Source organism: Colwellia sp. 20A7 (assembly GCF_009832865.1).
Classification (GTDB): domain Bacteria; phylum Pseudomonadota; class Gammaproteobacteria; order Enterobacterales; family Alteromonadaceae; genus Colwellia.
Genome location: NZ_CP047130.1, coordinates 1,350,261 through 1,365,946 on the forward strand (window position 1 = coordinate 1,350,261; position 15,686 = coordinate 1,365,946).

14 protein-coding genes and 1 pseudogene are annotated in these 15,686 nt (G+C 35.7%); 4 read left to right on the forward strand and 11 right to left on the reverse strand.

Annotated features, from left to right (window positions below):
• Positions 1–16 precede the first annotated feature (16 nt).
• The 7 genes and pseudogenes from GQS55_RS05815 to GQS55_RS05845 all read right to left on the reverse strand — a co-directional run.
• Positions 17–421, reverse strand: a pseudogene (locus tag GQS55_RS05815) (transposase); the annotation flags it as partial.
• Positions 422–444: 23 nt separating this feature from the next.
• A protein-coding gene (locus tag GQS55_RS05820; protein ID WP_442872173.1) for an IS630 family transposase occupies positions 445–1,468 on the reverse strand; the annotation gives its coding sequence in 2 pieces (ribosomal slippage) (positions 445–1,015 and positions 1,014–1,468; 1,026 coding nt in all).
• A 202-nt stretch (positions 1,469–1,670) separates the two neighbouring features.
• Positions 1,671–2,135: a helix-turn-helix domain-containing protein gene (locus GQS55_RS05825; protein ID WP_159818820.1), complete on the reverse strand. Its 465-nt coding sequence runs from the start codon at positions 2,133–2,135 to the stop codon at positions 1,671–1,673.
• Positions 2,136–2,750: 615 nt separating this feature from the next.
• Entirely contained in the window at positions 2,751–4,103 is a 1,353-nt protein-coding gene (gdhA, locus tag GQS55_RS05830; protein ID WP_159818822.1) for an NADP-specific glutamate dehydrogenase, read from the reverse strand.
• Between the two features lie 336 nt (positions 4,104–4,439).
• Positions 4,440–4,778: a stress response translation initiation inhibitor YciH gene (locus GQS55_RS05835; protein ID WP_236559833.1), complete on the reverse strand. Its 339-nt coding sequence runs from the start codon at positions 4,776–4,778 to the stop codon at positions 4,440–4,442.
• A 242-nt stretch (positions 4,779–5,020) separates the two neighbouring features.
• Entirely contained in the window at positions 5,021–5,947 is a 927-nt protein-coding gene (locus GQS55_RS05840) for an electron transfer flavoprotein subunit alpha/FixB family protein (protein WP_159818826.1), read from the reverse strand.
• Positions 5,944–6,696 (reverse strand): electron transfer flavoprotein subunit beta/FixA family protein, encoded by a 753-nt coding sequence (locus GQS55_RS05845; protein ID WP_159818828.1) that lies wholly within the window; start codon positions 6,694–6,696, stop codon positions 5,944–5,946. Before GQS55_RS05845 ends, GQS55_RS05840 begins: the two co-directional genes overlap by 4 nt.
• Before the next feature lie 373 nt (positions 6,697–7,069).
• Here GQS55_RS05845 and GQS55_RS05850 point away from each other — a divergent pair, with 373 nt between their 5' ends.
• Entirely contained in the window at positions 7,070–8,731 is a 1,662-nt protein-coding gene (locus GQS55_RS05850) for an electron transfer flavoprotein-ubiquinone oxidoreductase (protein WP_159818830.1), read from the forward strand.
• Positions 8,732–8,799: 68 nt separating this feature from the next.
• Here GQS55_RS05850 and GQS55_RS05855 read toward each other — a convergent pair whose 3' ends face one another.
• The 4 genes from GQS55_RS05855 to GQS55_RS05870 form a co-directional block, all read right to left on the reverse strand.
• Positions 8,800–9,543 (reverse strand): DUF2884 family protein, encoded by a 744-nt coding sequence (locus GQS55_RS05855; RefSeq protein WP_236559770.1) that lies wholly within the window; start codon positions 9,541–9,543, stop codon positions 8,800–8,802.
• 42 nt (positions 9,544–9,585) lie between these two features.
• Positions 9,586–11,274: a DUF342 domain-containing protein gene (locus GQS55_RS05860; RefSeq protein ID WP_159818832.1), complete on the reverse strand. Its 1,689-nt coding sequence runs from the start codon at positions 11,272–11,274 to the stop codon at positions 9,586–9,588.
• 106 nt (positions 11,275–11,380) lie between these two features.
• Positions 11,381–11,707, reverse strand: a complete 327-nt coding sequence (locus GQS55_RS05865; RefSeq protein ID WP_159818834.1) for a hypothetical protein — start codon at positions 11,705–11,707, stop codon at positions 11,381–11,383.
• A gap of 183 nt (positions 11,708–11,890) precedes the next feature.
• A complete protein-coding gene (locus tag GQS55_RS05870) occupies positions 11,891–13,183 on the reverse strand; it encodes a CinA family nicotinamide mononucleotide deamidase-related protein (RefSeq protein ID WP_159818836.1) in 1,293 nt (430 codons plus the stop codon).
• Between the two features lie 255 nt (positions 13,184–13,438).
• Here GQS55_RS05870 and GQS55_RS05875 point away from each other — a divergent pair, with 255 nt between their 5' ends.
• The 3 genes from GQS55_RS05875 (at position 13,439) to GQS55_RS05885 (ending at position 15,464) form a co-directional block, all read left to right on the forward strand.
• On the forward strand, positions 13,439–13,831 hold the full coding sequence (locus GQS55_RS05875) for a hypothetical protein (RefSeq protein WP_236559771.1): 393 nt from the start codon (positions 13,439–13,441) through the stop codon (positions 13,829–13,831).
• A 31-nt stretch (positions 13,832–13,862) separates the two neighbouring features.
• Positions 13,863–14,771: a 4-hydroxy-tetrahydrodipicolinate synthase gene (gene dapA, locus GQS55_RS05880; RefSeq protein WP_159818838.1), complete on the forward strand. Its 909-nt coding sequence runs from the start codon at positions 13,863–13,865 to the stop codon at positions 14,769–14,771.
• A 93-nt stretch (positions 14,772–14,864) separates the two neighbouring features.
• On the forward strand, positions 14,865–15,464 hold the full coding sequence (locus GQS55_RS05885; RefSeq protein WP_159818840.1) for a DUF2238 domain-containing protein: 600 nt from the start codon (positions 14,865–14,867) through the stop codon (positions 15,462–15,464).
• Positions 15,465–15,686: the final 222 nt, after the last annotated feature.

Consider the following 15,686-nt stretch of genomic DNA (forward strand, 5'->3'; position numbering starts at 1 on the left):
ATACCAATTCCGATAATTAACTGGTCATCATGGCCCAGTCTCGGTGACATAGAGATATTACCCTTTTAGTATTACTTCTGAAGCGGTTCCAAGCTTCTGAGCACTTCTCAACAATATCCTCATAATCCTTGAAACAACGGTTAGCTATTTCATTCTGCCTCATCCATGACCACACTTGCTCAATTGGATTTAACTCGGGTGAATAGGGAGGAATATGGATGATCGTCAAATTGTTGTATTCGTCATCAAGATACTTTTGATGCCAACTGGCACCATCCATCAAGACTACAGCATGTCGTCCCTCTTCTGTCGCCTTTGAAATGAGTGCTAAGTGTGACGCCATCACATCCATATTACTTAATGGGGCTACGATAGCTTCTGTTTTTCCATTGGTGATGCAGACTGCGCCAAACAAATAAGCGTAGGTAATACCAATTCCGATAATTAACTGGTCATAATGGCCCAGTCTCGGTGACATAGAGATATTACCCTTTTAGTATTACTTCTAAAGCGGTTCCAAGCTTCTGAGCACTTCTCAACAATATCCTCATAATCCTTGAAACAACGGTTAGCTATTTCATTCTGCCTCATCCATGACCACACTTGCTCAATTGGATTTAACTCGGGTGAATAGGGAGGAATATGGATGATCGTCAAATTGTTGTATTCGTCATCAAGATACTTTTGATGCCAACTGGCACCATCCATCAAGACTACAGCATGTCGTCCCTCTTCTGTCGCCTTTGAAATGAGTGCTAAGTGTGACGCCATCACATCCATATTACTTAATGGGGCTACGATAGCTTCTGTTTTTCCATTGGTGATGCAGACTGCGCCAAACAAATAAGCGTAGGTAAACTGCTGCTGTTTGATTGCCCTAGGGCGCGTTCCTTTTTCTGCCCACACTCTGGTCGTTGTGTTTTGCTGACCAAACCGCGCTTCATCCTGAAACCACACATCGACTTGATCAAGCGATATCGATAACGGGATCTTGGCGATCGTTTCAAATTGGAATTTTTTTAAAGGTTTCTTGAGTCTCAATGGATTGCTTAGGGTGCTTTGAACGTGTTGTTACCCAGCTTAGTTCAAGCTGGTGTAGTGTGTCGTATACATTAGATTTTTGGTAGACAACACCAAACTCTGTCGCAATATATTCTTGTATATCTTTTCCTTGAAGCCTACCACCACTCGGTTTTATAGCAGAATTGATAATAAAACTTTTCAGTTGTGATAGCTGCTTATCATCCAAAGATTTTGGGCGACCTGTATGTTTTTTTTCTTTAAGTCCCTCTAAGCCATCATGTAAATAAGTATGGATCCATTTATTAACGCTAGTGCGACTAACTTTCAAGAAAGTAGCTATTTGTGTGCGATTTTTTCCATCGATAAAATGAGATACAGCAAGCAATCTTAATCGCATTCTTGCATTAGTCGTTGATGAAATAAGCTGTGATAAGTTATGAGTCATTTTAAGCCTTATATTTAAGCTTACATTAGATCACAAAATTATCGGAATTGGTATAAACTGCTGCTGTTTGATTGCCCTAGGGCGCGTTCCTTTTTCTGCCCACACTCTGGTCGTTGTGTTTTGCTGACCAAACCGCGCTTCATCCTGAAACCACACATCGACTTGATCAAGCGATATCGATAACGGGATCTTGGCGATCGTTTCAAATTGGAGTTTTTTTAAAGGTTTCTTGAGTCTCAATGGATTGCTTAGGGTGCTTTGAACGTGTTGTTACCCAGCTTAGTTCAAGCTGGTGTAGTGTGTCGTATACATTAGATTTTTGGTAGACAACACCAAACTCTGTCGCAATATATTCTTGTATATCTTTTCCTTGAAGCCTACCACCACTCGGTTTTATAGCAGAATTGATAACAAAACTTTTCAGTTGTGATAGCTGCTTATCATCCAAAGATTTTGGGCGACCTGTATGTTTTTTTTCTTTAAGTCCCTCTAAGCCATCATGTAAATAAGTATGGATCCATTTATTAACGCTAGTGCGGCTAACTTTCAAGAAAGTAGCTATTTGTGTGCGATTTTTTCCATCGATAAAGTGAGATACAGCAAGCAATCGTAATCGCATTCTTGCATTAGTCGTTGATGAAATAAGCTGTGATAAGTTATGAGTCATTTTAAGCCTTATATTTAAGCTTACATTAGATCACAAAATTATCGGAATTGGTATAAATACACACAGAATAAGTACATATATGCATCGATATGACTCCCAAGGTAGTGTGGTTCATGCTAGTTATACCAGTTTCATTAATTAGGTGAACAATTTTATACGTAGAAAGAATTGACAAATACAAGGCATTTATTTCAATAACTAGTTGTTCTAATTATTAAATAAATAACGATGTAGTATACAAAATGAAAGGTAGTTATTTGGAGCTGAATTTTTAGAGTGTGATGAATAGAAGATGAGTACAGGGGAAATCATCCATGATTAACGATCCCTGTCTTTCATCGTCCCTCAGTGGCTTCATGCCACTTAGCTCAATCCTTCAAGCCTCCATAACAAGTTATCCTTACTTGTGTTGTTACCAACATTTTAAGCATAGGACAAATTTTATAAATTGCCAATATTTTTTGTGCTTTTTTTAATCAAATAATGGTTTTTTAGCATGATTAGGAGAGTAAAATAAGTGGGGAGGCATTTTCATAGAATATTTAAAGGGTTATAAAAAATTAGATTACGTTGATGCGTCTGTAATCTAATTTATATAAAGTCAGTTACCGTTAATTAAACAACACCTTGCTCTAACATTGCATCAGCGACACGTTTGAAACCAGCTATGTTTGCGCCTAATACAAGGTTACCTGGTTGGCCAAATTCGATTGCTGTTTGATGTGCAGTTTCAAAAATATTTTTCATGATAATTTGTAATTTTTGATCTACTTCATCAAACGACCATGTTTGCATGCTTGCGTTTTGTGCCATCTCTAATTGACTTGTTGATACTCCACCTGCATTAGCTGCTTTACCTGGACCATAAGAAATTTTAGCATCAATGAATGTGTTTATTGCCTCTTGTGTTGAAGGCATATTTGCACCTTCGCTGACAAGCTGACAACCATTAGAAACTAATGCTTGTGCATCAGCTACTGTTAATTCGTTTTGTGTTGCACAAGGGAATGCTGCATCAGCTTTCATACGCCATACAGCATGGCCATCGTTAGGGTATTCTGAAGTGGGAATAAACTGAGCATCTTTATGCTCTGCTAAATAAGCTTCTAGACTTGTTCTTGATTCTTCTTTTAATTTTTTTATTAAAGATAAATCAATCCCAGATTCATGATAAATAGTACCAGTAGAGTCAGTACAAGTAATTGGTGTAGCTCCTAACTGATAAAGTTTCTCCATTGCATATATCGCTACGTTACCAGAGCCAGAAACTAGGCATTTCTTATTTTTTAAAGATTCCTCTTTAATTGATAACATATTTTCAGCAAAATAAACGACGCCATATCCAGTTGCTTCTTTACGTACGAGTGAACCACCCCATAATAAACTTTTACCTGTTAATACACCTTCGTATCGACCTGTTAATCTTTTATATTGGCCAAACATATAGCCAATTTCTCGAGCTCCTACGCCAATATCACCTGCGGGAACATCGGTAGTTGGTCCTATATGTCTATATAACTCGGTCATAAATGATTGGCAAAAACGCATAACTTCACCATCAGACTTTCCTTTAGGGTTAAAGTTAGAACCGCCTTTTCCGCCCCCAATTGGTAATCCCGTTAAAGCATTTTTAAAAATTTGTTCAAATCCTAAAAACTTAATAATACTGGCATTTACACTTTGGTGAAATCTTAAACCACCCTTATATGGACCTAAAGCTGAATTGAATTCAATACGGTAGCCTTTATTTACTTGAATCTGACCTTGATCATCTACCCAAGGAACACGAAACATTATTTGTCTTTCTGGCTCGACTAAACGCTGAATAATAGCTTGTTGCTGATATAACTTATTACTTTCTAAGATAGGTGCTAATGACTCTAGTACCTCTTCAACTGCTTGGTAAAATTCACATTGCGCTGGACTTGTGTTTTTTAAATCAGAAATTGTTTGATGAATATATGACATATAATTTATCCTTTTAATTATTTATTAGTAAAGGTATACCCAATTATTATTATAGAAAAGGATAGAGATAGGAATATTTGAGGCGTGGCTAAATAAAAATACCGTCTTTACTATGGTAAGGTTTCGTTTTATTGCTGTTATTATCAAAAAAATAAGGTTTAAAGTAAATCAATTTTAAGCTATATCCTAGCCCGTTTTGGTCCTAATAAATATACAATTACTGTTAGTGTTTTTATACATTTGTTGAGTAAAGCGGGCTTAGATGTAAATCAAGTTAATCAAATAGGAGGTGTGAATTTCGAAGATACCTCGATTGATATCACAAACTCTTGCTGACTACCCACCAATAAATTTAACTTTATAACCATTTTTTTCTAAGAGTTCTTTTATTAACTCTCTTTTATCGCCCTGAACTTCAATTGTTTCATCGACAACACTACCACCTGTACCACAGCTTTTTTTTAGTTTACTAGCGAGAGATTTTAACTCTGTGCTATTTAATCCTAAGCCACTAATAACAATTACACCTTTACCTTTTCGGCCTTTGGTTTCTCTACGTACGTGTGCAAAGCCATCACTTGGCACTACATTGACGCTTTGTTTTTTAGCTTTTATACGTCCAGTGTTGGTGGAGTATACTAATGATTCATCAGTATTTGATTGATCATTATCTATATTGACAGGTGCTTTACCAAAAGCTGAAGCAAGGTCTGCAAGGCTTGAAAGTTTTTCTTTCATTGTAATAAATACCTAGTTAGTTGATATCAAATTGATAAGAGTAGTAAATCGACTGATTTTAAATTTAATCAAGCTTATATTAATTGAAAATATTAGATGAAAAAAAACCACTACTATGAGTGGTTTTATTATAGCAAGTTAAACCTTAAAGGCAGACTTACTTTTATTTAATATGATCTTTATAACTTACTTTCAAGCTCTGGTAAGGCATCAAATAAATCAGCAACAATACCGTAATCAGCGACTTGGAAAATAGGCGCTTCAGGATCTTTGTTAATCGCTACAATGATCTTTGAATCTTTCATCCCAGCTAGATGTTGAATAGCACCACTAATACCAACAGCAATATATAGATCAGGAGCAACAATTTTACCTGTTTGACCTACTTGCATGTCGTTAGGTACAAAACCAGCATCAACAGCTGCACGTGAAGCACCAATTGCTGCGCCAAGTTTATCCGCTATACCGTCAAGTAGTTTGAAGTTATCGCCATTTTGCATACCACGACCACCAGATATTACAATGCTAGCAGCACCTAAGTCTGGACGTTCAGATTTAGTTAGCTCATCACTTACATGGCTTGAATTACCTGCGTCAGTCACTGTATCAATAGCAACAACTTCAGCGTTACCGTCTGTAGCTACAGCATCGAAACCTGTAGAGCGTACTGTGATAACTTTTTTGCTGTCTAAGCTTTGCACTGTAGCAATAGCATTGCCTGCATAAATTGGACGAACAAACGTATCACTACTTTCTACTGCAATGATGTCTGAAATTTGTGTTACATCTAATAATGCAGCAACACGTGGCATAAAGTTTTTGCCTGTCGTTAGCGCAGTAGCAACAATATGTTCATAGTCAGCTGCCAATTCAGTCACTAGTAAGCTTATATTTTCTGCTAATTGGTGTTCATAAGCGGCATTATCAGCAGCTAAAACTTTACTTACATCATTAACTTTAGCTGCAGCGTCAACAACGCTTTGGCAATTATAACCAGCAACTAATAAAGTAATATCACCACCAATAGCTTGTGCTGCGGCAACCGTTTTAAGTGTTTCAGCCTTTAATGTGCTGTTATCGTGTTCGGCAAATACTAAAATACTCATGAGATCACCTTGGCTTCATTTTTTAATTTATCTACTAATTCATCAATTGTTTCAACAATAATACCTGCTTGACGCTCTGCTGGTGGTGTTACTTTTAGTAACTTAGTACGTGGCGATAAATCAATGCCAAAATCAGCGGCGCTTTTAACATCTAATGGCTTACGTTTTGCTTTCATTATATTTGGTAACGATGCATAGCGAGGTTCATTTAAACGTAAATCAGTTGTCACAATAGCAGGCATGCTTAGTGCAAGTGTTTGTAAACCACCATCAACTTCACGAGTAACATTAACTTTATCGCCTTCAATTTTTACTTCAGAAGCAAAAGTACCTTGTGGCATACCAGTGAGTGCAGCTAACATTTGACCTGTTTGATTGTTATCACTATCAATTGCTTGCTTACCTAAGATAACTAATTGAGGTTGCTCTTCTTCAACAATTTTTTGTAGAAGTTTAGCGATATTCAATGAATCTAAACTTTCATCTGTTTCAATTTGAATAGCACGGTCTGCGCCTAACGCTAATGCTGTACGCAATTGTTCTTGACAAGATTTATTGCCAACTGAAACAGCGATAACTTCTGTTGCAACACCAGCTTCTTTCAAACGTACCGCTTCTTCTACCGCTATTTCACAGAAAGGGTTGATTGCCATTTTTACATTAGCAAGATCAACATTGGAATTATCAGGTTTTACACGAACCTTGACGTTATAATCAATTACACGTTTTATTGGAACTAATATTTTCATCGTTGCCTCTGGTTTTTTTTATTCAGTATAATAATTAATTCAGTATGAAAGCTAATTTAGTCAAGACTAAATTATATCAAAATTATAATTTCTAAAAAGACTACTACCGCTTGACGTAAACGTCAACGTAATCTTAGTTAAAACTTTCAAAGTAGGATACAATATCTTTAACCTCTGAAGTGATTGTAGTTTCTTTTCAAACAGCTGACCAATTATAGTATAGTAGAAATGGTTAATTTAACTACAGTAAAATGGTGTTTTCTAAGAAAATAGCGCCTTGCTTGGTAACTGTTAATAAGATAATATCAAACACCTGTTTTAATATCAAACAACTGTTTGAATTTTTATAAATAAAATAATATTGGGAGATACCATGGAACGTGAATCGATGGATTTTGACGTAGTAATTGTTGGCGCAGGCCCAGCTGGTTTGTCTACTGCATGTCGTTTAATGCAATTAGCGCAAGAAAAGCAACAAGAACTAATGGTGTGTGTAGTTGAGAAAGGCTCTGAAGTTGGCGCACATATTCTTTCAGGTGCAGTGTTTGAACCAAAAGCTTTAAATGAATTATTTCCTGATTGGCAAGAGAAAGGTGCCCCTTTAACTACTAAAGTTACTGGCGATGATATTTATTTATTAAATAGTGACAATAATGGTATCAAATTACCCGGTTTTTCAGTGCCTAAAACAATGCACAATGATGGTAATTATATTGTTAGTATGGGGAATGTTTGCCGTTGGTTAGCTGAACAAGCTGAACAATTGGGCGTAGAAATATTTCCTGGTTTCCCAGCTCAAAGTGTTATTTATAATGACGACGGTAGTGTTGGCGGTATTATTACAGGCGATATGGGCTTAGACGCTCAAGGAAATGAAAAAGATTCGTTTACGCCTGGGATGGAGCTTCGTGCAAAATATACGGTTTTTGCTGAAGGTTGTCGCGGACACTTAGGAAAAGAATTAATCGCTAAATTTGGATTAGATGCCGACGTTTCTCCTCAACATTATGGTTTAGGGTTTAAAGAAATTTGGGATATTGATCCTGAAAAACATCAAGAAGGTTTAGTTGTTCATACTGCTGGCTGGCCATTAGACAAAGATACCACGGGTGGTGGTTATTTATATCATGCAGAGAACAATCAAGTTTTTGTTGGATTAATTGTTGATTTAAATTATAGCAATCCTCACTTAAGCCCATTTGATGAATTTCAACGTTATAAACATCATCCTAAAATTAGCCAGTACCTTGAGGGCGGCAAACGTGTTTCTTATGGTGCACGTGCGATGGCCAAAGGTGGGTTCAATTCTTTACCTAAAATGACTATGCCTGGTGCTCTGTTAGTGGGCTGTGATGCTGGCACAATTAACTTTGCTAAAATCAAAGGTAATCATACTGCGATGAAATCGGGTATGTTAGCGGCAGAAGCAATTATAGAAACGCTTATTGTTAATGACACTGTGAGTGAAGAAGGTAAGCAAGATATAACCTTATATACAGATAAATTTAAAGATTCTTGGTTATATGAAGAGTTATATAACACGCGCAATTTTGGTCCTGCAATGCACAAGTTTGGTACTATGCTAGGTGGCGTTTATAACACAATAGATCAAAATATATTTGGCGGTAAGCTACCATTTAACTTTAAAGATGACAGTCTAGATTACGATCAACTTAAACTCGCGTCTGACGTTGTCGTTATTAATTATCCCAAACCAGACAATAAATTAAGCTTTGATAAACTTTCATCGGTATTCTTATCAAATACCAATCATGAAGAAGAGCAACCTTGTCACTTAAAACTTGCTGATAGTAGTATTCCAATTGCCGTTAATTTAGTTAAGTACAATGAACCTGCGCAGCGTTATTGTCCTGCAGGGGTTTATGAGGTAGAAAAAACGGAGGAGGGTAATAAGTTTGTTATTAATGCCCAAAACTGTATTCATTGTAAAACTTGTGATATTAAAGATCCAAGTCAAAATATTACTTGGGTAACACCAGAAGGCACTGGTGGACCAAATTATCCTAATATGTAGGGTCATATAAATTATAGATAATAAAAAAGTTGCGATAAAGTTCGCAACTTTTTACTTCTAGCTTAACGCTAGTTTATTTCTATTAAATTGAAGTCTTGAAGAGGTTTAATTGATTGATGAATCTTTTTCTCTATTTTAGCTAACTCGGTTAGCTTAAAACAAAATTGTTCAGCTTTGTTCTTTAAAGCGGTAGCACTTGCACTTATTTCTAACTCTAAATCTTTCCCCATAGTTTCCATTCTATTGTCAAACGTAGAAAGACGTTGCTCACTGCCATTATCCTCAGAATTATCACTTATCATGGCTTCACCTACAGCTAACAATATTGTGCCAATAGAGTCAGATATTATTTCCTCTATTTCTTGTTCAAATTCACCAGTGAAAATGTCATCAAAATCAGCAAAATCTTGTGGCGCTATATAAAAGTTATTAGCACTTTGATTAAAGCGTGTGCGAACTCTCCATTTTAGCTCATCAAATCTTGCTTGAATCTTTTGTTGGGAAGCGCTATTTTCCCCAGTTAAGCTACCAATAGCTTTATTCACTGCCTTTAAACCAATATCAACACCTTCTATCGCAATAGAAACTATTTCTGGCACTTGAGCACGTATTCCAAGAGAAAACTTTTGAATGAGTTGTTGTTGCTCATGTGTAAGCCCTATTTCATGGCCTTCGACAAATAGTTGGCTTTCGCCATTAATTTGAACAATGGTTCTGCTATGGTCAATCATACGAATATGGTTAGGATCAATGATTACGCCATAATTGAAATTTACAGAACACTGCTTAGCGAAGGCATTAAAATTGAACAAGCAGGTGAATATCACCAAAGTAAATAGTTTAGTCATCATATTTTAGGAATTAACAATGGGATTTATATGAATTTTTCGATCTTTGTAAGTCATTTTACTGGGACCATATTCTTTGCGAGTTCTATCGTTTATATTACCCAAAATAAATTGCACGCCATTGTATAGCTTATCTGTTGCTTCAATTGAAACACTTTCCATATAGGTTTGCATTGTGCTTTCATGGGCCTCTTTTTCAAATAAAACTTCACCCATACGCTTGGCATGAAATTGATATGTTGAAATAACTTTAGATAACATCTCAGTATTAGCAGGGCTTTTGGGTAGTTTTTTTAGTTTATCACTGGCTATTTTTAGTTCGGTTGTTTTGTCATTCTCAAACTGTATGCGTGATTCTATGTCTTGCATTTTATCATTGAGCTTATTAATGATGTTTTCGAAGCTTATAATTGTATTACTTCCCGCTGTAGCACCCACAGATCCAGCGCTAACATGTTTTCCTGCTTTAATATAACCACCAATGAGTATACCGTTTGAATACTCTTCTGAGCCCACTTTTAAATCGCCATTAACACTAATTAAACTATGAAGTAATTGCTTTTCAATGCGCATATTTTTACTACAATTAATCTGTGCATATTGGCAATATTTTGCATATAAATTACCTTTGGAATTTACACTGACGCTCATTTTTACATCGGTAATTTTTGTTGTTTCGACATCGTGTTTATGACCAATAATACCACCAGAGATAGTGACATCACCACCTGATTCAATCATAGCTGACTCAACAAAACCACCTACAGTTACATCACCGCTAGCAATGACTTTCATTCCTTCGTTGACATCACCTTCAACAATGACACTCCCGGTAAAGTTGATATTTCCAGACCCTACGGTAACATTTTTAACCCTGTATACTTCGTCAACTTCCATACCATTAGGAATCATTTTAGGTAATCCTACCCTTTTGGATACAAGTATGTTTTTATTGGTTGAACTGATTTCTGTACCATTACCTGAAACTAAAGCTACATCATTTCCTGGTTCTGCTATTAAAGGCGTTGCCGTTACTGTGTAACCATTTTCACCTAAAGTGAGTGGGATTTTTTCTGCAAGGGGATCACCAACTCTTACACAAATTATGTCACCTAAATCTCGCATATCAACACTTTCATCATCTCTTGTTTTAGGGCGTAAAATACGAGACTGGGCACTTTCAACAAGTGGGTTTATTACAGCATCTTTACCTTTTATTGCTAGTTTTCCCATTGCTATTTGTAAACTGACTAAGGTTAATGGTTTTTCTTTTGCTGCTAATTGCGCAAGCTTCACAAGGTTTTCTTTACTAAATCCTTTTTTGACGCCACTTGCTTGAGCAGCTTCTAAAATAGCTTTTGCAGATAAATTTTTTCCACCTTGTGATGCTGTTATTTCAGCGCTAGCAGCCATGACATCATGTTCAATTGATACTGATATAGTTGCATCAATACGTTCAAGCACTTGATAAGTTATTTCTCGACCAAACTTGCCACTTTGTAGTGGCTTTAGTACATCATTTAATTCAGCAATAGAATTTTTAATATTTGCGATATTAGTGTGTAATCGGGTATATTCTGACTTTTCAATTAGCTCAAAAATAGATGCCTCTGTAATAGCATCACCATCTTTAATTGGTTTTAGTAATAAATCAACATTATTTTTGTTATTAACAATTAAACTTAATTGGGTCATAAGGAATACTCCGGTTTTATCGTTAAGAAATCAACCTAACCTAATTACCTTAAAGGTTTAGCTAAAATGGTTTTTGAATTCATCAGGTAAACCATATCTTGACAAGTTACATGCAGCTATCTTGATGAATTTTAATAAAGTTTTTTGTGTCCGTTTTACTGTAATCAACTTTATATTCTCGTCCATCAAGGGCTTGTATAAATAATAGCGTTTTGACCTCGCTAAATATTTCACTTGATTCAACATGAACTATATCTTGATAAGCTTTTTTGGCTATAGCACGTTTCTCTGGAATAATTCCTTTATAAATCCCAATACCTCTATGACTAACTATTACAACGGGGTTATCCCCGTTGATAATTAATAAATCAAACTTTTTTATTTTGTGAATAATGGTATTTCGACCACTGGTAATAAAGTTTTTTTCAGCCAAAATTGACTCCTACATATGAAAACAGCATTGTTGCTTGGCTAGCTATTGCTTAATTAGCTATTTTAAATTAATTTTTTAAACAGTTATCATAATAGCGTAACTGTTTGTTTATCTAAATATATAAATCTAAATATATTTTTATCTATATTATTTGTGCATTTATAAAAAATATGAATATATCGTTTATTTTCTTTTACGCTCAGTAATATATAAAGGTGTTTCTTGGCTATTAATTAACTCTCTTCTAATTAAATCTAAGCCAATAGCTGCAACATACTTTTGGAAGTAATGCCTTGATAGTGGCATTAATAAACAAATCGATTGTAAACTATTTTTACTGCCCCAAGCTATACATACTGTACCAACTGGCTTTTCGTCACTACCACCTTCAGGTCCAGCAATACCTGATACTGCTATAGCTAAATCGGCTGATGATCGTTCTAAAGCACCTTGTGCCATCGCAATAACGACTTCTTCACTTACCGCGCCATGTTCGGCTAACAGTTGTTCAGGTACACCCAATAACTTTGTTTTCATATTATTACTATAGGTAACAAAACCAGCTTCAAATAATGCAGAAGAGCCAGGTACTTGCGTTATCATGCTAGCAATTAGTCCACCTGTACATGACTCAGCAGTGGTTATTTTTAGGTTTTGATCAGCAATTTTTGATAATACATGATCAGCTAATGACAATGGCTTAGCATTAATTCGAGCGATTAAATGATCACCTAAAACTTTTACTAATTTTGCTTCCCATATATGTTTCTGTTTATGAGCTTCCTGACTAGTAGTTGTTAATTTTATCTCTAATAATGGCATACCAGCTCGAAAACCTAAGTCAATATTATCAGGCCAATCGGGTAGTTGCTCATCAACCATTTTCTGTAAAACTGATTCACCTAAACCAAATACTTGTAAGCGCGTAACATCTGAAATGAGGTCACTAGGAAGACTCTTTGCTATATCAGGTGCTATTTCTTCTACTAGCATTGTCTTTAATTCATTAGGAACGCCAGGAGTGCAATAAATATCACAATGTAAATGATTTACTTTGAAGCCAACTGCGCTACCGTTCTTATTAGGAATAATATCGCAGTCTTTTGGAAGTATCGTTTGCTTTAAGTTCGGCGCATTTAATGTTGCACCTCGTCGTTTACACCAACGTGTTAAATGGTCTAATGCTTGTGGATGTTCAGCTAATTCAACATTAGTCGCTTTTGCTAAGGCTAATGCTGTTAAGTCATCTATTGTTGGACCTAAACCGCCATTAATAATTAAAATGTCACTTTGTTCAGCGAGTAAATTTATTTCATTGACCAATAATGCTAAATCATCAGCTATGGTTACTTTTCTAGTTATTTCTAACCCAAGCTCTTTTAATTGCTGCGCGATCATAGCCGAATTGCTGTCAACAATATCGCCAGCCATTAATTCATTCCCCGTTAATAACAATTGTACATTTGGTTTCGTCATCGGCTTTAATCTCATTTATCAATAAAAATTTTATATAATCTAAACCTTTTTAAAACGAGTTACATCTAAATCTTAAGAATTTCACTCAAATGCATACAATTTATTTAAAACATCAATACATTTGGTATAAAAGAAAATGAAGGTATGTTAAAAATTATTTTGTTTGGATAATGTTTAATTTAGGTATATATATTAATTTCGAATTCGTATAATAAGAACGTAGTTTTTGCTTTCCTTTTTAATGAGCAATTTATAGTGAAATATGAAAGAGAGTTATTATGTGGGCGTTGGTTTCGTGAAGAGACGAATACACCAAATGAAAAACTTATAGAGTATGCTCAATTAAATGCTGACGGCAGTTTTGAGTTTACTTTTATAACCTTGCAAGTCAAAGTTGACGCAGCAGATGAAATTGTTGAGCAAGTAATAGAATTAGGTGATTGGGGCTTAGTAGGCGATATTCATTTTACAATAACTAAAGATGAAATTGTTGATGACCTACTTTATGCTGCCGATCTCAATGATGGTAATAATTACCACGCTTATAAAGTATTGCAGTTAAATCATCACGTTTTTGAATATCAGCATGTTGAGACAAATGAAACTTTTATAATGCGTAAAGTTACTGACAATATTGGTCATTGTTAGTTTGTCTATCAATATAAACGCTAGGAAAATAATGAATAAGTTCAAAGCAGCCAGTTTAATAACTGCAATAAAAACACCTTATACAAGCGAAGGTGAAATTGATTTAACTACTTATGACATCCTTGTTAAAAAACAAATAGATGCGGGTGTAGATGGTATTGTAGTTGGCGGTACAACAGGTGAAGGACATTTACTTAGTTGGGAAGAACACTTAATTTTAATTGCCCACAGTGTCCATGAATTTGGTGATAAGCTATTAATTATTGGTAATACGGGCAGTAATAATACGAGTGAAGCGATTAAAGCGACCAAACATGGTTTTGCCGCGGGTATGGATGCCACATTGCAAATAAACCCTTACTATGGTCGTACGTCAATTGCCGGTGTGCTTGAGCACTTTACGCATACTTTAGATATCGGTCCTACATTTATTTATAATGTTGCAGGGCGAACAGGCCAAGATATAACACCAGATATGATTGAAGTTTTAGCGAAACATAAAAACTTTATTGGTGTTAAAGAGTGTGGTGGCAACGAACGCATTGCTCAATACGAAAAACAAGGCATTGCTTGTTGGTCTGGCAATGATGATGAATGTCATGATGCACGACATCAACATGGTTCACACGGTACTATTTCAGTTGCTTCTAATATTATTCCTGGCTTAATGCGTCAATTGATGGATAAAGAGAACACTGAGTTGAATAGTCGTTTACAAAGCTTAATAAAGTGGCTTTTCTGTGAGCCTAACCCTATTGCCATTAATACCGCATTAATGATGACAGGAGCCGTCTCTGCTAATTTCCGTTTACCTTATAAAGCATTAACAAAAGAGCAAAGACAACAAGGCTTAGATTTACTCAGTGCGATTGATGCAAATGATCTGGTAGGTGAGTCTTTATCATTACTTGACGATGATGCTTTTAAATACTGTATTTAATTGTTTCAACATCAATATTAAAATACTACTCTCTATAAGCTTTAAGCTAAAAAGTAGCAAGCTTAAAGATAGTAGTGAAAAGAGTGACAGGCAATGAATAAATATTTATGGGCTTTTATCTATCTAGCAACACTGCTGTGGTCAGCTATTGCCCCTAAAGATTATCTTACTTGGTTCCTTGAAGTGCTACCGGCAGTGATTGGTGCGGTAATGTTATTATTCACCTATCGTTCTTTTCGATTAACCTCTTTACTGTATAGCTTAATTTTACTTCATTGTATTATTTTGATGATTGGCGGCCACTATACTTACGCAGAAGTGCCATTATTTGACACGATTAAAGATATTTTTAATTTAGATCGTAATAATTACGACAAAGTAGGGCACTTTGCACAGGGATTTGTACCAGCAATTCTTGCCCGTGAGATATTAATCCGAAAAAATGTGGTAAATGGTAAAGCTTGGCTTAATACCTTTGTGATTTCTATCTGCTTAGCATTCAGTGCGTTTTACGAGCTGATTGAATGGTGGGTTGCTCTTTTAAGCGGAGAAGATGCTGAAGCATTCTTAGGTACGCAAGGTTATATTTGGGATACACAATCAGATATGGCTATAGCATTAGTTGGTGCTATTTGTGCCATAGTTTTCCTTGCTAAGTATCACGATAAGCAATTGAATTCAGCTATCTCTTAGGTCACTACCGGCATAATTCCATTGGTGTCTATTTCTCTTATTCTGTGTCTCAGCACTTCTGTCATTCTGAATCAAGTTCAGAATGACAGAAGATATTTAGGGTGACGAAAAATCGCCGTCATTCCGTAGGTGTCTTGATACGGAATCCCAAGGGTGTGGTTGAATAAAATGAGAGATTCTGAATCAAGTTCAGAATGACAGAGGATATTCAGGATGACGAAA